This window comes from Streptomyces rubiginosohelvolus (assembly GCF_014649875.1).
Classification (GTDB): Bacteria; Actinomycetota; Actinomycetes; order Streptomycetales; family Streptomycetaceae; genus Streptomyces; species Streptomyces rubiginosohelvolus.
The window spans coordinates 81,925-107,135 of the sequence record NZ_BMTW01000011.1 but is presented as its reverse complement, the minus strand read 5'-3'; the positions used below and the strand labels follow the sequence as shown (position 1 = coordinate 107,135).

Annotated in this window: 18 protein-coding genes; 8 read left to right on the top strand and 10 right to left on the bottom strand. The window is 71.6% G+C overall.

Annotation, left to right across the window (positions count from 1 at the left end; all coding sequences use genetic code 11):
• Positions 1-5 precede the first annotated feature (5 nt).
• Positions 6-1,088 (bottom strand): ABC transporter substrate-binding protein, encoded by a 1,083-nt coding sequence (locus IE134_RS23430; RefSeq protein WP_030712914.1) that lies wholly within the window; start codon positions 1,086-1,088, stop codon positions 6-8.
• Positions 1,089-1,655: 567 nt separating this feature from the next.
• Between IE134_RS23430 and IE134_RS23425 the strand changes: the two genes are divergently transcribed.
• Both IE134_RS23425 and IE134_RS23420 read left to right on the top strand, forming a co-directional pair.
• Positions 1,656-4,103 carry an RICIN domain-containing protein gene (locus tag IE134_RS23425; RefSeq protein ID WP_189431594.1) on the top strand — a complete coding sequence of 816 codons (2,448 nt, stop codon included), beginning with the start codon at positions 1,656-1,658 and terminating at the stop codon, positions 4,101-4,103.
• Positions 4,104-4,172: 69 nt separating this feature from the next.
• A complete protein-coding gene (locus IE134_RS23420; protein WP_030712910.1) occupies positions 4,173-6,524 on the top strand; it encodes a glycoside hydrolase family 2 in 2,352 nt (783 codons plus the stop codon).
• Positions 6,525-6,630: 106 nt separating this feature from the next.
• On the opposite strand, the gene IE134_RS23415 is transcribed toward IE134_RS23420, so the two are convergent.
• A complete protein-coding gene (locus IE134_RS23415) occupies positions 6,631-8,301 on the bottom strand; it encodes an alpha/beta hydrolase (RefSeq protein ID WP_229823708.1) in 1,671 nt (556 codons plus the stop codon).
• Between the two features lie 230 nt (positions 8,302-8,531).
• Entirely contained in the window at positions 8,532-11,894 is a 3,363-nt protein-coding gene (locus IE134_RS23410) for a LamG-like jellyroll fold domain-containing protein (protein WP_189431592.1), read from the bottom strand.
• A 230-nt stretch (positions 11,895-12,124) separates the two neighbouring features.
• On the opposite strand from IE134_RS23410, the gene IE134_RS23405 reads away from it, so the two are divergent.
• From IE134_RS23405 to IE134_RS23390, 4 genes are all read left to right on the top strand, one after another.
• Positions 12,125-12,541, top strand: coding sequence for an ATP-binding protein (locus IE134_RS23405; RefSeq protein ID WP_030712906.1), 417 nt, complete (start codon positions 12,125-12,127; stop codon positions 12,539-12,541).
• Between the two features lie 95 nt (positions 12,542-12,636).
• On the top strand, positions 12,637-15,006 hold the full coding sequence (locus tag IE134_RS23400) for an FHA domain-containing protein (RefSeq protein ID WP_030712905.1): 2,370 nt from the start codon (positions 12,637-12,639) through the stop codon (positions 15,004-15,006).
• Positions 15,007-15,015: 9 nt separating this feature from the next.
• Positions 15,016-16,200, top strand: a complete 1,185-nt coding sequence (locus IE134_RS34690; protein ID WP_444545692.1) for a hypothetical protein — start codon at positions 15,016-15,018, stop codon at positions 16,198-16,200.
• 6 nt (positions 16,201-16,206) lie between these two features.
• Entirely contained in the window at positions 16,207-17,223 is a 1,017-nt protein-coding gene (locus IE134_RS23390; protein WP_030712902.1) for a serine/threonine-protein kinase, read from the top strand.
• A gap of 19 nt (positions 17,224-17,242) precedes the next feature.
• On the opposite strand, the gene IE134_RS23385 is transcribed toward IE134_RS23390, so the two are convergent.
• On the bottom strand, positions 17,243-18,553 hold the full coding sequence (locus IE134_RS23385) for a streptophobe family protein (protein ID WP_050513670.1): 1,311 nt from the start codon (positions 18,551-18,553) through the stop codon (positions 17,243-17,245).
• A 189-nt stretch (positions 18,554-18,742) separates the two neighbouring features.
• Here IE134_RS23385 and IE134_RS23380 point away from each other — a divergent pair, with 189 nt between their 5' ends.
• On the top strand, positions 18,743-20,110 hold the full coding sequence (locus IE134_RS23380; protein WP_229823706.1) for a DUF6777 domain-containing protein: 1,368 nt from the start codon (positions 18,743-18,745) through the stop codon (positions 20,108-20,110).
• Positions 20,111-20,141: 31 nt separating this feature from the next.
• Here IE134_RS23380 and IE134_RS23375 read toward each other — a convergent pair whose 3' ends face one another.
• The 4 genes from IE134_RS23375 to IE134_RS23360 form a co-directional block, all read right to left on the bottom strand.
• Complete coding sequence (locus tag IE134_RS23375) at positions 20,142-20,483, bottom strand: YkvA family protein (RefSeq protein WP_010061748.1); 342 nt, start codon at positions 20,481-20,483, stop codon at positions 20,142-20,144.
• A gap of 69 nt (positions 20,484-20,552) precedes the next feature.
• Positions 20,553-20,828, bottom strand: a complete 276-nt coding sequence (locus IE134_RS23370) for a WhiB family transcriptional regulator (RefSeq protein ID WP_010061749.1) — start codon at positions 20,826-20,828, stop codon at positions 20,553-20,555.
• Between the two features lie 132 nt (positions 20,829-20,960).
• Positions 20,961-22,064: a PP2C family protein-serine/threonine phosphatase gene (locus IE134_RS23365; RefSeq protein ID WP_097983602.1), complete on the bottom strand. Its 1,104-nt coding sequence runs from the start codon at positions 22,062-22,064 to the stop codon at positions 20,961-20,963.
• A 57-nt stretch (positions 22,065-22,121) separates the two neighbouring features.
• Positions 22,122-22,955 carry a Scr1 family TA system antitoxin-like transcriptional regulator gene (locus IE134_RS23360; protein ID WP_189431590.1) on the bottom strand — a complete coding sequence of 278 codons (834 nt, stop codon included), beginning with the start codon at positions 22,953-22,955 and terminating at the stop codon, positions 22,122-22,124.
• A 177-nt stretch (positions 22,956-23,132) separates the two neighbouring features.
• On the opposite strand from IE134_RS23360, the gene IE134_RS23355 reads away from it, so the two are divergent.
• Complete coding sequence (locus IE134_RS23355; RefSeq protein ID WP_078614384.1) at positions 23,133-23,543, top strand: ATP-binding protein; 411 nt, start codon at positions 23,133-23,135, stop codon at positions 23,541-23,543.
• A 33-nt stretch (positions 23,544-23,576) separates the two neighbouring features.
• On the opposite strand, the gene IE134_RS23350 is transcribed toward IE134_RS23355, so the two are convergent.
• Both IE134_RS23350 and IE134_RS23345 read right to left on the bottom strand, forming a co-directional pair.
• The gene (locus tag IE134_RS23350; RefSeq protein ID WP_030712887.1) at positions 23,577-24,290 is read right to left on the bottom strand and encodes a ribonuclease H family protein; all 714 of its coding nucleotides are present in this window, start codon (positions 24,288-24,290) and stop codon (positions 23,577-23,579) included.
• A gap of 62 nt (positions 24,291-24,352) precedes the next feature.
• Positions 24,353-25,147 carry an SDR family NAD(P)-dependent oxidoreductase gene (locus tag IE134_RS23345; RefSeq protein ID WP_189431588.1) on the bottom strand — a complete coding sequence of 265 codons (795 nt, stop codon included), beginning with the start codon at positions 25,145-25,147 and terminating at the stop codon, positions 24,353-24,355.
• Between the last annotated feature and the right edge of the window lie 64 nt (positions 25,148-25,211).

Genomic DNA, 25,211 nt, shown 5'->3' with positions numbered 1-25,211 from the left:
CCGGGTCAGTACGCTCCGCCGAGCGATTCCTTCGCGTTGGCCTCGTCGTACTCGCGGTCGGTGATGATGACGTTCTCGGGGATCTCCTCACCGGCGTAGAACTTCTGCGCGGTGGCGAAGGCGAGCGGACCGAAGCGCGGGTTGGACTCGATGACGGCGTTGTACTCGCCGTTGACCAGGGCCTGGACGGCGTTGCGGGTGCCGTCGACCGACACGATCTTGACGTCCTTGCCGGGCTTCTTGCCGGCCGCCTTCAGCGCGGTGACCGCCCCGAGGCCCATCTCGTCGTTCTCGGCGTAGACGGCGGTGATGTCGGGCTTGGACTGGATGAGCTGCTCCATGACCTGCTGGCCCTTGTCGCGGGCGAACTCGCCGGTCTGCTGGGCGACGATCTCCAGCCCGGGGGCCTCCGCCTTGACCTGGTCGACGAAGCCCTTGGTGCGGTCGGTGGTGACGTTGTTGCCGGAGGCGCCGAGCAGGATCGCGACCTTGCCCTTGCCGCCGGTGACCTTGATCATCGCGTCGGCGGCGCGCTTGCCCTGCTCGACGAAGTCGGAGCCGAGGAAGGCCACGTAGTCCTTGCAGGCGGTGGAGTTGACCTTGCGGTCGATGGTGAGGACGGGGACCTTCTTGGCGGCCGCCGCCTTCAACGCGGGCTCCAGACCGTCGGAGTTGAGCGGAGCGACGATGAGGAACTGCGCGCCCTGGGACAGCATGTCCTGGATGTCGCTGATCTGCTTGGACAGCTGGGACTGGGCGTTGGTGGTGAGGAGCTTCTTGACGCCGATCTTCTTCGCCTCGTCCTTGATGGACTGGGTCTCGGCGATCCGGAAGGGGTTGGCCTCCTTCTCCGACTGGGAGAAGCCGACCACCGCGTTCTTCAGGTCCAGCTTGGGCGCGCCGTAGGTCTCCAGCGTGCAGCCCGAACCGGACGAGGTTTCGGGGGTCTTGGCCTCCTGGGCCGCCTGACTGCTGTCGCCGCCCGCGTTGTTGGAGGTCTCCGACTTGGCGCAGCCGGCGGCGGCCAGCGTGGTGGCGGCGAGGACGCAGGCCACGGCGAGGGTACGGGATCGACGCTGGATCATCATGCGCGGAACGCTCCTTGGCGGGTTGACGGCACGCTGATCGGCGTGCGGTCGGACATGCGGGACGAGGCATCGGCCACGGGGCAGCTGATGCCACTGCATTCCTCACACCCCTGCTCCGGACTGCGGGAACAGCGGTCGTGAGAGCCTGCACAGCCTGTCGGCGGCTCGGTTTACAACGTTATATAGGCGGTGCGGCACGGGCGGCAAGAGCGTTGTCGATGCGTTTCCAAAAAGTGTCGGCCGACCGCCCAGGCCGCTCCGCGACCGGCGACCCGCCGCGCGGCACAGGCTCTGCGCGGGGTCTGGACACCCGCCCGACACCGTGCTGTCATACCGCCGGACGCCTGATTTCTAACGTTGCAAGAACAGCTCTTGTCCGACCGCCCCGCCGCGCGACGGCGGTCCTCGGCATGCGCCCGGCCGTTCGGCCCGCCGCTCCGCCCCGCACCTCAGGTCACGTGCGTACCACCGGCAGCCCCGCCCTGCACGGCCACCGTGCCGTGCAGCCACCCCCACCGAGCCCGGCCGCGGCACAGGCGGCCGCGGCCGAGAGCAGGAGCCGCACCGATGCCCCTGAACCGCAGGCAGCTCATCACCACCGCGGTGGCCACCGCCGTCGCCACCGGCGTCACGAGCCGGTGGGCGACCGCCGCCACGCCCGACCGCCACCGGGTCCAGGCCGCCCGGGGCGGCCACTACTCCCCCAACGCCGCCCCGTTGCACCCCACCGCCTTCCTGAAGCTGCCCCCGGGGAAGGTGACGGCGCACGGCTGGCTGGCCGGACAGCTGAAGCTCCAACTGGAGGGGCTGTGCGGCCGGTACGAGGAGTTCTCGCACTTCCTCGACTTCACGGCCACCGGCTGGGTCCGCCCAGACCGGGGCGGCTGGGAGGAAGTCCCGTACTGGCTGCGCGGTTACGCCGATCTCGCGATCGTCACCGGTGACGCGACCGCGCTGGCCACCACCCGCCGCTGGATGGACGCGATCCTCGCCACCGGCCAGAGCGACGGCTTCTTCGGCCCGAAGGCGCTGCGGACCTCGCTCAACGGCGGGCCCGACTTCTGGCCGTTCCTCCCCCTGATCCAGGCCCTGCGCTCCTGGCAGGAGTACACGGAGGACAACCGGATCATCCCTTTCCTCAGCCGTTTCTTCCGCTACATGAACGCCCAGGGCCCGGGAGCTTTCGACACCAGCTGGATCGCCCTGCGCTGGGGCGACGGCCTGGACAGCGTCATGTGGCTCTACAACCGGACCGGCGACGCCTTCCTCCTGGACCTCGTCGACAAGATCCACCGGTACGGGGCCGACTGGGGCGACAACCTGGTCAACCCGCACAACGTGAACATCGCCCAGGGCTTCCGGGAGCCCGCCCAGTTCGCGCTGCGCAGCGGCTCGGCCACCGACACCCGGAACACCTACGGCACGTACACGAAGGCCATGGACGCCTACGGGCAGTTCCCCGGCGGCGGGTTCGCCGGCGACGAGAACGCCCGGCCCGGGCACGGCGACCCCCGCCAGGGCTTCGAGACCTGCGGGATCGTCGAGTTCATGGCGAGCCACCAGCTGCTCACCCGGATCACCGGGGACCCGCTGTGGGCCGACCGCTGCGAGGAGCTGGCGTTCAACTCGCTGCCGGCCTCGCTCGACCCGTCGGGCAAGGCGGTGCACTACATCACCTGCGCCAACAGCGTGGACCTGGACAACGAGCCCAAGCGCGACCGCCAGTTCCAGAACCCGTTCGCGATGCTGGCGTATCTGCCGGGCGTGGACCAGTACCGCTGCTGCCCCCACAACTACGGCATGGGCTGGCCGTACTTCACCGAGGAGCTGTGGCTCGCCACCCCCGACGGCGGGCTCGCGGCGGCGATGTACGCGCCCAGCGAGGTCACCGCGAAGGTCGCGGACGGAACAGAGGTGACGTTCGTCGAGGAGACCGGCTACCCCTTCACGGACACGGTCGAGCTCACCCTGACCGCCCCGAAGCCGCTGGCCTTCCCGCTCGTCCTGCGCGTCCCTGCCTGGTGCGCCGAGCCTGACGTCCGGGTCAACGGGCAGCGGGTCGCCGCGCCCGCAGGTCCGGCCTTCACCCGGATCGAGCGGACCTGGTCCAGCGGCGACCGGGTCACCCTGCGGCTGCCGCAGCGGACCACCGTACGCACCTGGGCGGAGAACCACGACTCCGTCAGCGTGGACCACGGGCCGCTCACGTACTCCCTGCGGATCGGGGAGGAGTACGAGCGGATCGGCGGCAGTGACACCTTCCCGGAGTACGCGGTCCACGCCACGAGCCCGTGGAACTACGGTCTCGTCCTGGACAGCGCCCGGCCGGCCGCGTCCCTGCGCCACCGCTCCACGGGCCGGGCCCCCGGCGACAACCCGTTCACGCTGGACGGCACCCCGCTCACCATGACCGCCCGCGCCCGCCGCATCCCCGAGTGGACGGCGGACCACGAGCACGTGGTGGCGCCCCTCCAGCCGAGCCCGGCGCGCTCGACGGAGCCGGTCGAGGAGGTCACCCTCGTCCCGATGGGCGCGGCCCGGCTGCGGATCACGTCGTTCCCGACGGCCGCCCCGAACGCCGAACCGTGGCTCGCGGACCGGTGGTACCGGATCGCCAACCGGCACTCCGGCAAAGTGCTCGGCGTGGACGGCATGTCGACCGCGAACAGCGCCCACGTGGTGCAGTTCGGCGACACCGGCACGGCGGACCATCTGTGGCGGCTGGTCGCCAACGGCGACGGCTGGTACCGGATCCGCAACCGGCACTCGGGCAAGGTGCTGGGCGTCGACCTGATGTCCACCGCGAACAGCGCGCACGTCGTCCAGTTCGACGACAACGACACCGCCGACCACCTGTGGCAGCTCGTGCCGGACGGGGGCGGCTGGTACCGGATCCGCAACCGGAACTCGGACAAGGTGCTCGGCGTGGACGGGATGTCCACCGCCGACAGCGCGCACGTCGTGCAGTACGACGACAACGGGACGGCCGACCATCTCTGGCGGCTGCTGCTCTGAGCGCTCCCTTCCCCTCCCCTCCCCGACGTACGCCCTTCCAGCCCCGTACGACCGTAGAAAGGGATGTCCATGCGACCAGCACCCGCACCCCGCCGCCGCACCTGGTGGCGGAGATTAACGGCCACCACCGGCCTGCTCGCCCTGGTGGCCACCGCCCTCGTGGGGACCGGCACCGCCCCGGCCGCCGCAGCACCCGCCGCGTGGGAGCCGAAGCCCGCGCCCATGACGACGCCGTGGACGAACAGCGTCCCCGTCGACAAGCCGCTGCCGGAGTATCCGCGTCCGCAGCTGACCCGCCCTGACTGGACGAACCTCAACGGCATCTGGGACTTCGCGGTCACCGGCCGTGACGCCGGGCAGCCGACGACGTTCCCGGAGCAGATCCGGGTCCCGTTCGTCGCCGAGTCCGCGCTCTCCGGCATCCAGCGCCGCATCACCGAGAACGACAAGCTCTGGTACAAGCGGACCTTCACCGTCCCCGCGAACTGGAACAACCGCCGGGTCAAACTGCACTTCGGGGCCTCCGACTGGCAGACCACCGTCTGGGTCAACGGCACCCAGGTCGGCGCGCACAAGGGCGGGTTCGACTCGTTCGCGTACGACATCACCCCGCAGCTCAACGGCGGGACGAACACGGTCGTGGTCTCCGTCTACGACCCGAGCCAGACCGGCGGCCAGGCGGTCGGCAAGCAGCGCATCAACGATGTGAAGCCGCACCCGGGCGGCGGGATCTTCTACACCGCGGCCTCCGGCATCTGGCAGACGGTCTGGCTGGAACCGGTGGCCTCCGCCCACATCACCCGCCTCGACATGACGCCGAACCTGGGCAACAACACCCTGCGGGTGAAGGTCCAGACGGCGGGCGCGGCGGGCCGGAGCGCCCGGATCACGGTCTCCTCCGGCGGTACGGTCGTGGGCACGGCGACCGGCGCGGTGAGCGGCGAGATCTCCGTACCCGTACCGAATCCGCGGCTGTGGACGCCCGAGGATCCGTTCCTGTACGACGTGAAGGCGGATCTCCTCGACGGTTCGGCCGTCACCGACACCGTGGGCAGCTACACGGGCATGCGGTCGATCGGGATCGCCAAGGTCGACAACATCCTGCGGCCGGTGCTGAACGGGAAGTTCGTGTTCCAGACGGGCACCCTGGACCAGGGGTACTGGCCGGACGGCATCTACACCGCGCCGAGCGACGCCGCGCTGAAGTACGACCTCCAGGCGCACAAGGACCTCGGGTTCAACATGGTCCGCAAGCACATCAAGGTGGAGCCGCAGCGGTGGTTCTACTGGGCGGACAAGCTGGGTCTGCTGGTGTGGCAGGACATGCCGTCGATGGACACCGGCAAGGTGCCGGACGGGCCGGCCCGCACCCAGTGGGAGGCGGAGTACCGCAACATCATCGACCAGCACCGCAGTTCGCCCTCGGTGGTGATGTGGGTCAACCAGAACGAGGGCTGGGGGCAGTACGACCAGGCGAGGATCGCCGACGAGGTGAAGGCCCAGGACCCCTCGCGTCTGGTCAACAACATGAGCGGGGTCAACTGCTGCGGCTCGGTCGACGGCGGAAACGGCGACGTGGTGGACAACCACATCTACGTCGGCCCCGGGAACACCGCGCCGAGCGCCACCCGGGCGGCCGTGCTGGGCGAGTTCGGCGGGCTCGGCTACAAGGTGCCGGGCCACGAGTGGTATCCGGGCGGCGGCTTCAGCTACGAGGACCAGCCGAGCATCGCCGCGCTCAACAACCGGTTCGTCGGTCTCCTGGACGCCATCCGGATCGGCCAACTGCCCGCCGGGCTCTCCGCGTCGGTCTACACGGAGATCACGGACGTCGAGAACGAGGCGAACGGGCTGCTGACGTACGACCGCCAGGTCGTGAAGGTGGACACGGCCCGGGTGAAGGCCGCCAACCAGGCCCTCATCCAGGCGTCCCGCAACCCCGCTCCCCCGGTGAACCTCCCCACCGGGCAGAACAGGTCGCTGCGGGTCACCACCTCCGGGCACACCACCAAGCACCTGCGCCACTACGACGGGCTGGCCTTCACCGAGGTGGTGAACAGCGGGAGTCCGGCCGTCCTGAAGGCGGACGCCACCTGGAAGATCGTCCCCGGGCTCGCCAACAGCAACTGCTACTCCTTCGAGTCCCGGAACTACCCCGGCGAGTTCCTCCGGCACCGGGAGTTCCGGGTCCGCCGCGACGCCAACGACAACTCCGCGCTGTTCAAGGCGGATGCGACGTGGTGCGCGGTCGCGGGCACCGGCGGGGTGCGGTTCACCAGCGCCAATCTGCCCGGCAGCTATCTGCGCCACATCGACTCCGAGGTGTGGCTCGCAACGCCCGGCGGCAAGCAGCCCTTCGACAACCCGGCGCTGTTCACCGAGGACACGACGTGGGCGGTGGACGCGCCGTGGGCGCCGTGACCTGACCTGAGGAGGGGCACGGGCAGGGGCCCGGCAGCGGCGGAGGACATACCCTCCGCCGCCGCCGGGCCCCTTTTACGGGAGCCGTGCGGCCGGGCTCAGCGGATCAGAAGCGGTTCGGGGCACGTTCCGGGACCGGGGACCCGGGGAGCGCGTCCGGCTTCTCGTTCTGGCGGGCCTGCGCGTTCGACGCGGCGGTCGCCTTGCAGGTCACGTCCTTCGCGGGCAGCTTGCCGGTGGACAGGTAGCGGTTGACCGCGCCGTCCGTGCAGGTGTTGCCGCTCGGGTAGACACCGTGGCCCTCGCCGCCGAGGACGGTGACCATCTTCGAGCCCTTCAGCTGGGCGTGCAGGGCCTGGCCGCTGGGCAGCGGGGTCTGCGAGTCCCACTCGTTCTGGACGACCAGGGAGCCGACCTTGTTCTTGACCACGGTCACCGGCTCGGCGGACTTCCCCCAGAACGCGCAGGGCTTGATGCTGGACGCGAAGTCCCCGAAGAGCGGGTAGCGGCCCTTGTCCTCGATGGCGTCCCGCCGGTAGGTCTCCGGATCACTCGACCACACGGCCGAGTTGTCGCCGCACACCACGGCCCAGAAGCTGGCCGTCATGTTGTCGGCGGGGGTCTCGGCGGCGAGTGCGGCCTTCCCGGCCCACTCGGGCGCCGGGGTCCCGCCGCCCTCGGTGATCCGGGCGAGCTTCTTCGCGGAGGCGGGCTTGCCGGCCGCGGCCTTCTTCAGCTCCACGACCGCCTCGGACGCGGACTGCGGGGTGAAGGCCAGCGCGCGCATCCCCTGGCGGATGTCGTCGCCGTTGGTGGGCTGTCCGTCCACCTCGATCGGGTCCTTGTCGGCCCGCGCGACGAGATCCCAGAAGGTCCGGTCGACCTTCTTCGGGGTGTCGCCGAGGCCGTACGTCTTCGAGCGCGCGGCGGCCCACTCGGTCCACCGGTCGAACGCGGGCTCGGCGCCCTCGGCCCACCACTGGATCATCCCGCGCCAGGCGCGCTGCGGGTCGACCGCGCTGTCCAGCACGAACCGGTCGGCCCGGGCCGGGAAGAGCTGGGCGTAGACGGCCCCCAGATAGGTGCCGTAGGAGTAACCGAAGTAGGAGATCTTCTTCTCGCCGAGGATCGCCCGCACCAGATCCATGTCACGCGCGGTGTTGCGGGTCGTGATGTGCGGGAGCCGGTCCCCCATCTTCTTGCGGCACTTGTCCGCCACCGTGCGCGCCCAGGCGACGTCCTTGGCGTGAGTCTCCGCCTTGTAGGGCCGCAGCCAGTTCTCCTGCTCCGGCGTGAGGTTGCAGGAGACCGGGCTGGAGCGGCCGACACCGCGCGGGTCGAAGCCGACCAGGTCGTAGCTCTTCAGCACCGACTTGGGCAGCTCCTCCTTCATCATCAGCGGCATCCACAGCCCCTCGCCGCCGGGGCCGCCGGGGTTGGAGAGCAGGATGCCGCGCCGCTTTCCCGGCTCGGCGGTCTTGATCCGGGATATCGCCACGTCGATCCGCTTGCCTCCGGGCTTGCGGTAGTCCAGCGGCACCTTGACGGTGGCGCACTGGTAGGCCGCCGAGGTCTCGGCGTCGCACCGCTTCCACGCGGGCTTCTGCTTCGCGTACCGGTCGAGCACGCTCTTGGCGGCGGGCGAGGAGACGGCCGAGGGGGTCCCGGCCGAGGGGGCGGCAGCCGGGGCCGCGGTGGCCGTCGAGGCGGCGAACGCCGGGGCCAGCGTCGCCAGGGCGCTCACGGCCACCAGGGGCGCGAGACGTCGTCTGCGCACGATATCGATCCTTCCGGTCGCATGTTCGGACAGGAGGATCTTGTCGGACCTGTGTACGTCTGCGTATCCCTCCCGGGGGCCCAACTCCTCTACGTCTCGGGAATGACGGCAAAAGGCGTGAATGGTCCGCGAGTTGGAGAACCATTCACGCCATTGCGGGGTCCGCTCCCCTCCCGGCGCGCCCGGAGGTTCCGGATGCGCCGGAAGGGGGTCCCCCCGGTCCTTGCGGGTTACGGCTTCTGACGGCCGTGCAGCGCGGACACCTCCTTGGCGGTCAGGGCCTTGTCGTACGCCTCGACCTGATCCACGGAGCCGTTCCAGAAGTCGACCTTGGCGCCGTCGTACTGGGCCCGGCCGACGGAGAGCGGGCCGGTGCTCACATCGGCCGGCCCGGCCTCGGTGGTGGCGGCGGGCTTCCCGTCGACGTACAGCGTGATCGCGTCACCCTTGCGGACCCCGACCAGGTGGTACCACTTCCCGGTCTCCGGGGTGATCTCCAGGCGGGCGCGCTTGCCGCCCGGGGTGGAGAAGGCGAACGCCCCCTGGCCGTACTGGAGGTAGAAGGGGTTCTCGGTGCGCCGGCCGTCCTGGCTGACGACGGTGGCGTAGTTGCCGGGTACGGCGTCGAGCGAGGCCCACGCGGAGACGGTGTAGTCCTTGGTGGTGTCCACGACCGGACCGGCGCTCTGCGCGTACTGCCCCTCGCCGTCGAACTTCAGCGCCGAGCCCGTGACGCCCGGGGCCCAGGAGGAGCCGCCCTCCAGGGTGAGATCGGCCTTGTTGGGGCCGCTGTCCCGGGCGGTCGTGCCCTTGTTCTCGTCGAGCGACCAGGAACCGCCGCCCTTCAGCTCGTCGCGCTCACCGGCGTTGGCCCCGGCCGCGATGACCTGGCGGTTGATCTCCCGGACCTTCTTCGGGTCGACCTTGATCTCCCGGCGGTCGTACGTCCAGAGCCCGTTGAGCTCGTTCTCCAGGTCGCTGACCTGGGTGTAGACGGAGCCGGACAGTTCCGCGCCGGCGGCCGCGAGGTAGTACGTACGGGTGTTGTCGACGTACTTGGCGGTGAGAGCGGCCTTGTCCGCGACGCCGGAGTAGATGTTGGCCGGGGCTCCGGGCCACATGTGACCGGGCGTCCGCAGCGTGAAGCCGCCGTGCTCGCCGTCCATCGCGGCGCGGTGCTCGTCCGGGAAGGCCGGGTCGTTGTTCACGTAGTCGTGGTGGTCGATGATCTCGCCCTTGCCGGAATCACCCTTGGAGGCACAGCAGTTGACGCCGCTGTGCGCGTTGACCACGCGGGACGGGTCCAGCGCCTTGACGTCCTCGGCGATCTTGCCGGTCTCCGTGCGGTCCCACTCGCCCCAGCCCTCGTTGAAGACGATCCAGCCGCTGATCGAGGGGTAGTTGTGGAACTGCTTCATCAACTCCTTGCCCTGGGTGAGGAAGGCGTTCTTGCCGACGTCGTTGTCGATGTCGGCGTTGACGAAGTCCTGCCACACCAGAAGTCCGAGCCGGTCGGCGTGGTAGTACCAGCGCGGCGACTCGACCTTGATGTGCTTGCGCACGGCGTTGAACCCGAGGTCCTTCTGGGCCTTCAGGTCGAAGGTGAGGGCCGCGTCGCTGGGCTGGGTGTACAGCCCGTCGGGCCAGAAGCCCTGGTCGAGCATGGCGAGGGAGAAGAACGGCTTTCCGTTGAGGACGAGCTTCTGGTAGCCGCCCACCTTGTCGACCTTCAGCTGCCGCATGCCGAAGTAGCTTTCGACGCTGTCCTTGGAGCGGCCGTCGGTGAGCGAGACGTCGAGGTCGTACAGGTACGGGTCGTCGGGCGACCAGAGGTGCTGGTTCTTGAGCTGGAGGCTGAGCTTGCGGTTGGCGGGGCCGCTGACGGTGCCGACGACCTTGCCCTTGCGGTCGCGGGCGACGGCGGTGATCCGGGCGTCGGCGGACGCCTTCGCGGAGTTGACGGTGACCGCGAGGCGGCCGGTGTCGATGTCCGGGGTGGTGGTCAGGGAGTCGATGGCGGCGGGGGCGACCGGCTCCATCCACACGGTCTGCCAGATGCCGGAGGTCGGGGTGTAGACGATGCCGCCGGGGTTGGTGGACTGCTTGCCCTTGGGCTGGTTGGGGCCCGTCTTGTCGGTGACCGCGACGACGATCTCCTGGGGGCCGCTGCCCTTGAGCGCGTCGGTGATGTCGGCGGTGAACCCGGTGTAGCCGCCGGTGTGTTCGGCAACCTTGGTGCCGTTGACCCAGACGGTGGACCGGTAGTCGACGGCGTCGAAGTTGAGCTTCAGCCGCTTGTCCTTGCCGGACGCGCCCTTACCGCCCTTACCGATCGACCAGTTCTTCGGCACGGTGACGAGCTTGCGGTAGAACATGTGGTCCTCGTCGCGCTCCAGGCCGGAGAGCTGGGACTCGACCGGGAACGGCACGATGATCTTCTCGTCGAGCTTCTTGCCGAAGACCGGCTGCTCGCCCTCGGTGGCCCCGGCGAACTCCCAGGGGCCGTTGAGGTTCTTCCACTGGTCGCGGACCTGCTGCGGCCGGGGGTACTCGGGCAGCGGGTGGTTCTTGTCCAGCTTGTCGCCCCAGGGGGTGGTGAGGCGGTGCGTGGAGAGGTTCTTCGCGGTGCGGCCGATCTCCGGGACCATCTCGGACCCGGACTTCAGACCGGCCTTGCCGTCGTAGGCGACCTTGACGCGCTGGTCCTTCTGCACGGGTGCGGCGAGGTCGATGACCAGCGCGTTCGGGTTGTTCGAAGCCCGGTTGACCGACTTCACCGGCATCGGTGAGGTGTCGACCTCGATCTTGAGGTGCTCTCTCACCTTCCGGTAGTCCGCGACCCGGTCCCTGAAGGTGGCCTGGAGGCGCTTGCCGTTCTGCGCGACACTCAGGGCGACCGGGTAGACCTCGAAGTCGGCGGGCGGGGTGAACGCGGACTCGGGGACGATCTGCTTCTTCAGTCCGTCGGCCTCCCAGCGGAGGAACATGCTGGCGCCGCCGGTGTCCTGGAACATCTCCAGCTTGAAGTCGTGCTTCTCCCCCGCCTTCAGGGAGATCGGCTCGCTGCGCTGCTCCTTGTCCCAGTCCGGCTCCCAGTGGTCGATGACAACGTTGCCGTCGAGGAAGAGCCGGAACCCGTTGTCGCCGATGGCGGAGAAGACGTACTCGCCGGTCTCGGGGGCCTCGATCTGGCCGGTCCACCGGGCCGTGGTGTGCTCGGTCTTCCCGGTCGCCGACTCGAACGTACCGGTGAGTCCGGGGAAGTTGATGTCGGGGTCGAGGGTGGTGGCGCCTAGCTCGGCGAAGTCACGGGCGCCCGGGGCGGACATGCTGAAGTACTCGCCCTTCAGCCCGTGGACATCGGTGACCGGGTCGTCGGCCGTGAAGGCCTTCGTGGTGGCTTCGGCCGGTACGGCGGGTGCGGCGGCCGCCGTCGGGACCAAGGTGGCACCGACCGGTACGAGCAGCGCCGCAGCGCAGGTCAGGGCCCTGAACAGGGCACGGGGGCGCGGGTGTTGTCGTCTCAAGGCGTCGTCCTCGTCGAAGAGCCGGGGGTGCCTCCAACCTGCGAGGCACTGCACATAGTCGAACATTGAGCCACAACACCAAACACTGCACAACGGTCGTGCACACGAAATTTTCAACGATAGAAAGAGCAGGCCTCACACCAGGAACGATGCGACCGCAGGAACCGGCCGAGGCGGGGCGAAGGCTGGGCCGATCGGCGTACTGAGCGCACCTTCCGCCGCCGGGTCTCCATGAAATGCCGATTCGGGGGTACGCGAACGGCCAGACAGAAGGCTCACGCGACGGGGTGAACGCAATGAACGACCGCATCCTGATGACGTTTTCACCGGACGGCGAGACCCGTACCGATTTCGTCTGCCGGCCGGAGAGGGCCGCCGACGCGCGGGACGCGGTCAGCGCCTTCGTCGCCCGGCTGCATCCCGCGCCGAACTCGCACATGGTCCAGAACCTCCTGATCCTCGTGTCGGAGCTGGTCACCAATGCCGTCCGGCACGCGGGGGCCGTCACCGCGCTGTGGCTGACCGCGGACCGCAGGGGCGTCCATGTCCGGGTCACCGACCCGAGCCCGGCGCACCCACAGGACCGGACGCCCGACCTGACCGGCCGGGCCGGCGGATTCGGCTGGCCCATGGTCCAGCGGCTGGCCCAGGAGGTGCGGGTCCGCGAGACGGTGGGCGGCGGGAAGGTCATCCTCGCCACCGTGCCACGCTGAGGACCGCTCCCGGAATACCGGAGGGACTCCCCTACGACGGGTGCCCAGAACCTCGACGGCGGGCGCCGATCGGTACATATCGATAGAATTCAGACATGGGAGAGCGGCCTGCGACGCCGACTGCGCCCGAACTCGTTCTGGAGACCGATCTGGGCTCCACGGTGATGAGTCCGAGCCGGGACTACCATGTCGGGCGCGATCCCGAGAGCGACATCGTCATCGACGACGACCGGGTCTCCTGGCACCACGCGATCCTGCATCCCGAGGACGGCCACTGGACGCTCGAGGACGAGGACAGCACCAACGGCACCTACACCGCCGGCCGGCGCGTCCACGCCTCGGACGTCGGCGCGGGCAGCGAGATCCGCTTCGGCAATCCGAGCGACGGACCACGCGCCGTCCTGCTGGGCCGGGAGCCTCCCGCGCCCGCCGCGACGCCCTCCGCCGACCGCCCCTCGGCCGTCTCGATGCCCGCGGCGACCGGCACCTTCCGCCGGCCGACGACGGTACGGCCGCTGCCCGCCAGGACCGTACGGATCGGCCGCGACGCCGGGAACGACCTCGTCATCGACGATCTGGTCGTCTCGCGCCACCACGCCGAACTGCGGGCCCTGGCCGACGGCACGTACGAGATCGTCGACCTCGGCAGCCACAACGGAACCTTCCTCAACGGCCAGCCGGTCGCCCGCGGCCCCGTCGGTCCCGGTGACATCGTCGGTATCGGGCACTCGGCGTTCTGCCTGGTCGGCGACTCCCTCCAGGAGTTCGTGGACACCGGCGAGGTGTCGCTGGACGTCCAGGACCTGGAGGTGACGGTCGGCCGCGCGGGCAAGGGCGGCAAGACCCTGCTGGACAAGGTCTCCTTCCCCGTCGGCGAGAAGTGCCTGCTCGGTGTGGTGGGGCCCAGCGGTGCGGGCAAGTCCACGCTGCTCAACGCGCTCACCGGCCAGCGCCCGGCCGACCGGGGCACGGTGCTCTACGACGGCCGTGACCTCTACCGTGACTTCGCCGAGCTGCGCCAGCGCATCGGCCTCGTACCGCAGGACGACATCCTGCATGCGCAGCTGACCGTGCGCAAAGCCCTCGGTTACGCCGCCGAGCTCCGCTTCCCTCAGGACACCGCAAAGGCGGAGCGGCAGGCACGGGTCACCGAGGTGATCCAGGAACTCGGCCTCGAACAGCGCGCCGACCAGCCGATCCACTCGCTCTCGGGCGGCCAGCGCAAGCGGGTGAGCGTGGCCCTGGAGCTGCTGACGAAGCCTTCGCTGCTCTTCCTGGACGAGCCGACCTCGGGGCTCGACCCCGGCATGGACCGGTCGGTCATGCACATGCTGCGCGGACTGGCCGACGACGGCCGCACCGTCATCGTGGTGACGCACAGCGTGTTGAGCCTGGAGGTCTGCGACCGGTTGCTCGTCCTCGCGCCCGGCGGACGCATCGCCTACTACGGCCCGCCCGAGGACGCCCTAGCCTTCTTCGGTTTCGAGGAGTGGCCGGAGGCGTTCGAGGCGTTCGAGAACGACCGCGACCGCGACTGGGCGGCGACCTATGCCGGCTCGCCCTTCCGCCGGCAGTACATCGACAACGCCACGGCCCAGCCGCATCTGCCGCCCGCCGCGCCCGGAGCGATGGTCGCGCCTCCGCCCAAGACCCGTAACTGGGGTGCGCAGCTGAACACTCTGGTGCGCCGGTACGCCTCCGCGCTGAGCGCGGACCGGACGTTCCTGATCATCATGATCGCGCTGCCCTTCGTCATGGGCGCCATGGCCCGCGCACTGGCGGGCAGCCGGCTCACCCAGGAGACGGCGATGAACGCGCTGCTGATCCTGTGCGTGGGCGGAGTGCTGACCGGAGCGGCCAACGCGGTACGGGAGTTGGTCAAGGAACGGGTGATCTACCAGCGCGAGAGAGCCGTCGGCCTGTCCAGATCCGCGTATCTGATGTCGAAGATCGTGGTGCTCGGAACCATCACCGTGCTCCAGGCCGTGGTGCTGACCCTCGTGGGTCTGGTGGGTGTCGATCTCGGCGCACCGGGCGGCGAAGGGGTGTTCCTGCCGCCACTCGTCGAGATCACGCTGGCCGTGGCCCTGCTGTCCTTCACCGCGATGATGCTCGGTCTGCTGGTCTCCGCGCTGGTGCGCAAGGAGGAGGTGACGATGCCGTTGCTCGTCCTCCTCGCGATCGTCCAGGTCGTCTTCTGCGGCGCGTTGCTCAAGCTGCACGGTGTCCCGGGCGTGGAGCAGCTGTCCTGGCTGGTGCCGTCGCGGTGGGCGCTCGGCGCGATGGCCGGGACGATCGATCTGGCGCGGATCGTGCCGGGCGAGCTGACCTCCGATCCGCTCTTCGAGCACGCGGCGGGGATCTGGCTGCTCAACATGGGCATGATGGTCGTCCTCTCGCTCCTCTTCGGATACGTGGTCGCGAAACTGCTGAGGCGGCACGAGCCCGCGGTCATGCGGAAGTGAGCTGGTTCCATGGCGACCCCGACCCCGGAATTCCGCCCCACGCACGTCGTCCCGCCGGACGGGCTGCCCGCGTGGGAGTCCCCCGACGTCGCCCGCCCGACCGATCCACTGGACGCGCTGCTGCCGGTGGAGCTGCGGGACCGGCGCGGGGACTGGGCGTACGTCGCCTGCTCCAACGGCTGGTCGGCCTGGGTCGACGGCCGCCTCCTCGTCTCCGTACCGCAGACGCCCCCGGCCCCCGGGGCGCCGATGGCACGCACCGCGGACCCGCGACCGCTACTGGCCCGGGCGGAGGAGTCGTTGAGCCGGTACCGCCGCGCGGCCCAGGACCTCGCCGAGGGCCGCAGCGACGGGGAGGGCTTCCGCCAGCGGACGCGAGGGCTGCGGGTCGGGATGGTGGTGGACGGGGAGTCGGTGTGGCTGTACGACGCCGAGCACGAGCGGTGGGTGTTCTGCGACGGGGCCCGGCTGAGCACGTACGCGGCGGAGGCGGGGCCGGGAGCGGCGGCACCGGTCTCGGCGTCCGGGGAGGCGGAGACGCCGGAGCGCTTTCGCGTAGCGGGCGGTGAGGGGCCGGAGCCGACGCGGGTGGTCCCGCCCGACGGGCCGGAGCCCACTCGTGTGGTCCCGCCCGAAGGACCCGAGCCGACGCGTGTGGTCCCGCCCGACGGACCCGAGCCGACGCGGGTGGTCCCGCCCGACGAGCCCGAGCCGACGCGGGTGGTCCCGCCCGACGGACCCGAGCCGACACGAGTGGTCCCGCCCGACGGACCCGAGCCGACACGAGTGGTCCCGCCCGACGGACCCGAGCCGACACGAGTGGTCCCGCCCGACGGACCCGAGCCGACACGAGTGGTCCCGCCCGACGGACCCGAGCCGACACGAGTGGTCCCGCCCGAGGAACCCGAGCCGACACGCCTCGTCGCACCCGATGAACCCGAACCCACCCGCGTCGCACCGCCCGAAGGCCCCGAGCCGACACGCCTCGTTACGCCGGGAGAGGCCGGACCCGCCCCCGTCGCGCCGCCCGCAGGGCCGGAACCGACGCGGGTGGTGACCCCGGACGAAGAAGGCCGTACGCCCGACGAGCCCGAGCCGACACGCCTCGTCGCCCCCGAGCCCACCCGCGCGATCACCGTCGCCGGGCCCGATGAACCGTCCGGCGGCGGGGCGTCGGGCGATGCGGGGCGGTGACCGGCGATGGCGCCGCCGCCTCCCCCGTCGCACGACGCCGGGGTGCCCACCGGGCGCGAGGACGATCTCGTCGGCAAGCGGATCGCGAGCTATCTCGTGGAGGCCGAGATCGGCCGCGGCGGCATGGCGGTCGTCTACCGCGCCAAGGACCTGCGGCTCGACCGGATCGTCGCGCTGAAGCTGCTCGCCCCCGAGCTGGCCCGTAACGACACCTTCCGGCAGCGGTTCACACACGAGTCGCGGGTGGCGGCCGCGATCGACCACCCCCACATCGTGCCGGTGTTCGAGGCGGGCGAGACGGAGGGGCTGCTCTACATCGCCATGCGGTTCGTCGCGGGCGCGGATCTGCGCGTCCTGATCGACCGGCGCGGGCCGCTGGACCTGACGGCCGCCGTCCGGATCGCCGCCCAGGTCGCGTCCGCGCTCGACGCGGCCCATGACCACGACCTGGTGCACCGGGATGTGAAGCCCGGCAACATCCTGGTGGCCGCGGGCACCGACAGCGACCATCCGGAGCACGTGTACCTGACGGACTTCGGGCTGACGAAGAAGTCGCTGTCGCTGACCGGGTTCACCACGGTCGGCCAGTTCGTCGGCACCCTCGACTACGTGGCGCCGGAACAGATCTCCGGGCGGCCCGTGGACGGGCGGTGCGATGTGTACAGCCTCGCCTGCGTCGTCCAGGAGACCCTGACCGGGGCGCCGCCCTTCCAGCGGGACGACGACATGGCGCTGCTGTGGGCCCACCAGTACGACCCGCCCACCCCGCCGAGCGGGCTGCGGCCCGGGCTGCCCGCCACCGTCGACGGCGTACTGGCGAAGGCGCTCGCCAAGTCGCCGGAGGACCGTTACGAGACCTGCCTGCGGTTCGTCGCCGCGCTGCGGGCCGCGGCGGCGGGCATCGGGCCCGGTGAGCACTCGCCGACCCGGGTGGACGCACCGGCCGGCTCTTGGTCGGCCACCCCCGAACCGCCGCCCGCCCCGCCGCGCTGGGCCGCCCCGGTGTTCCCGGGAAGCGGCTGAGCGCAGGAACGACGCCCGTTCAGGCGTCGGAGCCGGAGCCGGGGCCGGGGCCCGGCTCCCGGTCCACGACCTCGCCGCGCCGGTGCACCCGGGTGGCCGCCAGGCCGCCGAGGAAGCCGGTGACCAGGCCCCACAGCACCGCGAACCCGAGCGCCGTCCACAGTTTCGCGCGCAGCGACACCTCCCCGCCGAGTCCCCCGCCCAGGTCCCCCAGGCCCAGCAGGGAGAGCCCGTAGTGGGCGGAGATCCGGGCGGTGAGGCAGATGAACAGCACCGTCAGGGTGAGCGCCACCGCCATGTGGACCGCGTGCTGCCACAGGCGCGTCCGGGCGGGCGACCTCGCCGCCATGAGGAACGCGGCGGCCAGCACCAGCACGGCGACGACGACCACGAGCCAGCGGACGCGCCCGTCCTGTTCGGCGAGGGTGCTCAGGTTCAGGGTGGAGAGGTCAGGGGTGCGCAGGACGGTGTCGAGGACCTGGGGCATGGGCAGCCCGAAGGGGCCTTCGACCTTGCCCTCCCAGGACGCGCCGAGGCCGAGGGTGAGCGCGAGCCAGACCAGGTTGGGCAGTCCGAGCAGGATCACCGCGGCGGTCTCGGCCGGATGGCCGCGCGTGATCATCACGATGATTCCGGCGAGGACACCGAGCGCGACGCAGGCGAGGAGCAGCACGACCATGGCGAACGCCGCCGGGCGCACCGCCTCCTGGAAGCGCAGCAGCCGGGCGGGGAGCGGGGCGCGGCGCGAGACGATCAGGGCCAGCACGAGGACCCCGGCCAGCCACAGCAGCCCGAAGACCAGGGTGAGGGGGATCTCCGCCCGGAATCCGATCTTCGGGTCCCCGCCGAGGAGGTCCCCGGCTTCACTGCCGGTCAGGTCCTCGGCCGAGAGGGTGAAGGTGTGCCGGGCGATCAGCGAGAGGACGATCAGCGCGACGATCCACAGGGCGGCGACGCGGCCCGCCCAGCCGGCCAGTTCGCGGCCTCCGGCGACGGCCCGGTGGTGCAGCGGGCGGAGGAAGCCCCGGGCGACGAGGAGCGCGCCCACGAGGGTGACCGAGAGCGGCAGGACCGAGAGGTCGGCCTGCGTCCCCACGAGGGAGCCGGCGTCCCCGGACAGCCCGACCGAGCCGCCCGCCGCCATCACCACCACCGCGGCGACGACTGCCGGGAAGGCGCCGCCGGGCAGCCCGGCCGCACCGGCGGCCCACAGGCCGAGCGCCGCGGTCACCACCATGGCCAGCACGCCGGTGAGGACCGCAAGGAGCGCGTCGCGCCAGCCGTGCGGGGTGCGTGCGGTGTTCTCGTCGTTGCTCGCCCGGACGTTCACGCCCTCACGCTAAGCAGGGACCGGACGCTTCGCTCCCCGAGGAAACGGTTGTCTCCTCCGCTTGCGGGGACCGCCGGGCCGGAGCAGACAATGGTGCGAAATGCCCTGGATCGTCACTCTCTGGCCCCGGTACGGAATCGGGGTCGGGCGGGGACTCCGGGGCGGTACCGACAACGGGGAGCAGAGCCCGTGAGTGTCCAACCGCCGCCTTCCGGCCGCCCCACAGGACCGCCGTCCGGCCCGCTCTCGGGCCCCTCGGAGTCCGGCCCCACCCCGCCCCCTCCGACCGTTTCGGGCCCGCCGCCCGGCCCGCCCAGCGGCGGCGACCACGGTGGGCCGAACGGCCCCGGTGGCTCGGGCGGTTCGGGTGACGGGGGCGATGGGGGCGGCTCCGGGGCTTCCGGTGGTGGCCCCGGCGGTCCGGGCGGCGGCTCGGGTGCGGCCCCCGGTCCCCGCCCCGACCGGCCCTGGTGGCGTTCGGTGCCCCGGATCGCGGCGATCGCGACGGCTCTGGTCGCCGCGGTGGTGCTGGTGGTCGTGCTGACCCGGCCCGAGGGCGGCGGGTCGAAGGAGGGCGGCGAGGTCTTCCTCCAGGCGGCGGGCGAGTCCGGGCCGGATCCGTTCACGGAGTCCACGGCGAACGACGACGCCCCCGCGCCCGGGGCCGCCAGCCCCTCCGTCGCGCCGAGCCCGTCGAAGACCGGCGCGCAGGTGACGCGGGGCGTGGACGGCGCGGCCCCGGGGCTGTACGGGGGCACGCAGAAGATCGCGAGTTGCGATGTGGAGCAGCAGGTCAAGGTGTTGCGGGCGGCGCCGGACAAGAACCGGGCGTTCGCCTCGGTCCAGGACATCGAGCCGTCCGCCGTCCCCGGCTATCTGCGCGGGCTCACCCCCGTGACGCTGCGCATGGACACCAGGGTCACCAACCACGGTTACCAGGACGGCGAGGCCAACGCCTATCAGGCCGTGCTCCAGGCGGGTACGGCCGTCCTCGTCGACGACCGGGGCGTCCCCAGGGTGCGGTGCGCGTGCGGGAATCCGCTGCTGCCGCCCGTAGCCCAGGACGACCCGCGGCAGACGGGCAAGGCGTGGCCGGGCTACCGGGCCTCCGACGTGGTCGTGGTGGAGCCGTCGGAGAAGCCGGTGAAAGAGTTCGTGATGGTCGATCCGGAGAACGGCGACTGGTTCAAGCGGCCGGCCGGTGACACGGGCGACGGCGACGAGAAGACGGATCCTCCGAAGAACGCCTCCGAGTCCCCCTGCCCGCCCGGGTCGGACCCCTGCCCCACCTCGTCCGGGGCCACCACCCCGTCGGAGCCGGCGCCGGACGACCGGACGTCGCAGCCCGGTGAGGACCCGGCGACGTCCGAGCCCCCGCCGGACGACCCGGCGACCTCGGAGCCGCCGCCCGACGACCCGGGGACGGAGCCCGCGCCGGAGGACCCGCCGGGTTCGCCCGACTCGCAGTCCGCCCCGCAGCCGCCCGCCCCGGACACCGGGGCCCCGCAGGAGCCCGGCGCGGGGACGCCCCCGCCGGGCGCGCCCGCCTTCGGCTGAGCCGGTTAGGAAGACGGTGGCCGCCCGCCCCTCAGCCCACGGCGTCGGGGCGGCGCTCCACCGGGGCCGCCGGGGTCTTGGCCCGCGTGCCCGTTCCCGTACGCACTCCGGCCGCGGCTGCCGCCGAGTGCAGGGAACGCAGGGCGACCAGCAGGAAGCCGATGTCGTCGAGGTAGACGGGGTCGGGCAGCAGGTCGACGGGCGACACGGTGTAGATGACGGCGGCCCAGACGAGCGCCTTGCTGCGCAGCGGGATGCCGGCGTCGACCAGCAGCTTCCTGGCCCTGAAGACGCGGACCAGCAGCACGACGGCCAGGGCCAGCATGATCAGCGCGGCCACGGCGCCGAGAACGAGCCAAGCGGTGGTGTCCATGGCTCATCGTGTACCCACTCGTTCCCGGATCACGAACACCTCTCCGGGCGGCACTCCGCGGCGTACGGGTCAGGCCGCGCCGCGTCCCCGGGCCTCCGCGCGCCTGCGGCTGCGGCGCTTCAGGGCGCGTCGCTCGTTCTCGGACAGGCCGCCCCAGATACCCGAGTCCTGTCCGTTCTCCAGGGCCCACTCCAGGCAGGCGGCCTGGACGGGGCAGGTCCGGCAGACGGCCTTGGCCTCCTCGGTCTGGACGACCGCGGGGCCGGTGCTCCCGATGGGGAAGAACAGGTCCGGGTCCTCCTCGCGGCAGGCGGCGTGCAGGCGCCAGTTCTCCGTGCTGCTCAACTCTGCTCACTCCCGAATGTCGTGATGTCGTAAGTCGGTTGCCGTACGTGTCTTCCGTGCGGGTGACCGACGATCGACGCCTCAAACACGTATCGGGCGGACAGAACCGGCCGCCGGAGCGCGTAGGGCCGACTACGCGTGCGGGGGGACCGGGGGGCGATGGAGGGCGAGCAGGGCCTGATCGTCCTGGATCCGGCCCCCGGTGTGATGGCCGACGTCCTCGATCAGCAGGTGGAGGATCTGCGCCGGGGAGGCCGGGTCGCCGATCAGCGCGCGGTGGTGGACGAGGAACGGCAGCCGGACGGACGCGTCGTAGAAGACCCCGGACTCGTCACGGGCCTCGGTGACCCCGTCCGTGTAGCAGATGAGGGTGGCGCCGGGCGGGAACGGGAACGTGTCGACCGGGCACGACCAGGTCCCCAGGCCGCTCATGCCGAGCGGGGGCGCCTCCTCGGAGGGTTCGAGGACGGTGGCCCGGCCCTGGGCGTCCAGGAGTACCGGCGGTGGATGCCCCCGGTTGACGACCCGTACGGTGCCGAGGTCATCGGCGAACTCGGCGATCAGCGCGGTGGTGAACCCTTCCTCCTGCTCCTGGCCGCCGCGCCTGCCGCCCTCGCGCTGGAGGGCCCGTTCCAGCGCGGCGACCAGCCCGGGCAGGTCCTCCGCCTCGTCCGCGGCGTAACGGAAGGCCCCCAGGTCCGCGCAGACCGCGCTCACCGCACCCAGGCCCTTGCCCCGGACGTCCCCGACCATCACGCGCACCCCGTGGGGGGTCTCCTGGACGACGTAGAGGTCGCCGCCGATCATGGCCTCGTCCTCGGCGGGCACGTACCGGGCGGCGATCCTGAGCTCCCCGAGGCGCGAAGGGGGCCGGGGCAGGACGGCGCTCTGGGCCACGGCGGCGATATGGCGGGCGCGCCGGGTACGGGCGTCCCGGCCCTCCAGCGAGCGGTTGATCAGGACGGCCAGCACGGTTACGGCCAGAAGGGTGAGCTGGTTGGCGACGCCGCGCTGCCAGCCGAAGGTGCCGTCGTGCCAGGCCAGGAGCGCGTGGACGGCCATGGCGAGCGCCCCGATCGCGATGATGCCGCGCAGACTCAGCAGCGGCGCGGCGGCGACCGGCGCCGCCATCAGCAGGGGCGCCGAGGTGACGTCCGTCGGGGTCACCAGGTCCAGCACGACGCCCAGCACGATGACCCCCAACGGGATCCACTTGGCCCTGCGCAGCTGCACCACTCCCCCACGCTGTACGGGGTCGGGTCCCGCCGCATCCCGGCGGCGGGCCGGACGCGGTCACTCCGGCAGCGGGGTCCCGGGTCCCGGCGCGGCGGCGCACGCGGCGTCGAGCCGGATGCGGTGGGCCATCACGGTCTCGGGATCGTCGATGAGGTCGACCCGGACGCCCGGGGTCTCCAGCACCGCCTGGTCCCCGATCTCGGGTGCGGGCACCCGGAGGATGTGCAGGGGCGGTACGCCGGTCAGGGGGTGCGGCGGGTGGTCCATGGGCACCACCTGGACGGTGACGTGCTGCTCCCGCATGGCCTCGGTCAGCGCGGCCCGCTGCCCCTCCATGGTGTCCGGGCCGCCGACCCGCGTATGGAGGGCCGCGGCCGGGAGCAGGGCCCACAGGTCGGCCCCGCGCTCGCACAGCCGGCGGCGGCGCTCGCGCAGCAGCTCGACCCGGCGTTCCCGGCGGGCGGGGCTGTCCCCGGGGTACTGCGTGCGGTAGAGCGCGGCGGCGTACGCCGGGGTGCGCAGCAGTTCGGGCACGAGCGCCGGGTGCCAGGTCCGCACGAGGCTCGCCGAGGACTCCACGCCGATGACCTCCTGCTGCCAGGTCTCCATCGCGTCCCGCCAGCGGTGCCACCAGCCGGGCAGGTTCGCGGCCGCGAGCCCGGCCATGATGGGCCCGGCCACGGCGGGCGGTACGCCGTAGCAGCGCAGCAGTTCGCCGACCTGCCGGGCATCCAGTCCGGTCTCCGCGCGCTCGATACGCCGTACGGTGGCGGGGTGGGCGTCCAGCGCCTCGGCGGCGGTCCGCAGGCTGATGCCCGCGCGTTCCCGCAGCATGCGGAGGCGGACCGCGAGGACGCGGTGTTCCACCGTGGGGCCGGACCGGGCTCGCATGCGCATACCTTCTTCGTCGAGCCCCGTGGCGGAGCATTACACACTCTGTCGGTTGCAAAGTATGCGTTTTGCGTCGAGAGTGCATACATGTCGGAAATAGTCAGTTGCGCGGAGCGTGCCCCCGATGACGGAGGTGTCCGAGGTGCCCGAGGTGCACACAGCTGGTGGGTTCCTCGATTGCCCGGGGGTGTGCCGGAGGCCCGGCACCGGGTCCAGGAGGCCATGCGGGCCTGGGGCGAACCGGCCGAACGGATCGAGGCGGCGGCTCTGATAGTGACCGAACTGGTCACCAACGCGGTGCAGCACACCAGCACCCGGCGGATCCGCTGCCGGCTCCTGCGCTCAACGGAGGGCGTGCGCATCTGCGTGTGGAACCGGGGCCGGGCCCGGATACCGGCCCCGGCCTCCCCGGCCGACTCGGCCGGCCTTCCCGTCGGCCAGGTCCCCGCAGCGGCCGACCTCGCGGGCGACGACGCGCTCGACCACCTCTCCGAGGACGGCAGGGGCTTGCTGCTCGTCGACGCGCTGGCGGCCCGCTGGGGCACCCGCGCGGCACTGGCGGGCCGGCTCGTCTGGGCCGATCTCTGAGACTTCCTCCGTCCCGCCCGCGTCCCCTCCTGATCAGGCGGGGACCGTACGGCACTCCGGGTGACCCCAGCCGTTCGGGTTCTTCGCGATCGGCTCCTGGGCCGCGTACGGCTTGCCGCAGTGGCACCGGCCGGCGAAGCGCGCCTTGATCGTGCCGGTGGACCGCCCGCTCCGGGACGCGCCCCCGGCGCTCCTCCCCTTCGAGCCGCCCGCCGCCCCGGACGATTCCGTACGCCCCTTCGTGGACCGCGCGGGCGCGGGCACCGGCAGAGCCGTCGCACCGTGCGCCGTACCGGCCGGAAGCTGGGTGACCGCCACTTCGCTGGCCGCCTGGTCGGCGATCGCGTTGAGCGGGTCGCCGTTCACCTGGTGGGCGGGAACATAGCGGAACGTCACCGAGCGGTCGGCGAGCAGGGCGTCGATGCGGGTGACCAGCTCACGGTTGGCGACGGGCTTGCCGCCGGAGGTCTTCCAGCCGTTGCGCTTCCAGCCCGGCAGCCACTTGGTCACGGCGTTCATGGCGTACTGCGAGTCCATCCGCACCTCGACGCGCACCGACGGGTCGGTGGACTCCAGCAGCTCCGCCAGGGCGGTGAGCTCGGCGACGTTGTTCGTCGCGGTGCCGAGCGGACCGGCCTCCCAGCGCACCGGGTTGCCCTGTGCGTCGGCCGCGACCCACGCCCAGGCGGCCGGTCCCGGATTTCCCTTCGACGCCCCGTCACACGCGGCGATGATGCTCTCGTTCATCCCTCGATCATGCCAGCCCCGCATGACCGCTCCGACCGGCCACGGGGCGCCCCGGCACCCGGTCAGGGCAGGATCGAGTCCACATAACCGCCGTCGACCCGCACGGCCGCCCCGGTCGTCGCCGAAGCCTGCGCGGAGCTGAGGTAGACGACCAGGTTCGCGATCTCCTCGGGCTCGATGAGCCGCTGGAGCAGGGACTGCGGCCGGTGCAGCCGCATGAACTCGCGCTGCGCCTCGTCCCAGGGCAGCTCCTTGTCGACCAGCTCGTACACGAAGTCCTCCACGCCGCCGGTGTGCGTGGGTCCGGCGATCACGGAGTTCACCGTCACGCCCGTGCCCGCGGCCTCCTTGGCGAAGCCCCGGGAGACGGCGAGCAGCGCGGTCTTCGACATGCCGTAGTGGATCATCTCGGCGGGGATCACGATCGCGGAGTCGCTGGCGATGTTCAGCACCCGGCCCCAGCCCTGCCCGGTCATCCCGGGAAGGTAGTGGCGGATGAGGCGCACGGCGCTGAGCACGTTCGTGTCGAAGTAGGTCTTCCACTCCGCGTCGGTGATCTCCAGCGGCGGCCGGGATCCGAAGATGCCGAGGTTGTTGACGAGGACGTCGGCCGCGGGCACGGCCGCGTACAGCAGCCCGGCGCCCTCCTCGGTGGTCAGGTCGCAGGCCACGGAGGCCACGGAGGCGTCCGGCACCGCGGCACGGACCGACCGCGCCGCCTCGTCCAGCCGCCCCGGGGTCCGCCCGGTGAGGACGACCCCGGCGCCCGCCCCGGCCAGTCCGGTGGCGATGGCGAGGCCGATGCCCTGCGAAGACCCGGTCACCACAGCGTTCCTGCCTGTCAGATCGATACGCACGCCGCTCTCTCCCTCATCCGCTCGCCGTCGCCGTCCCCGCCAGGCTCGCACTCCCGTCCCCGCC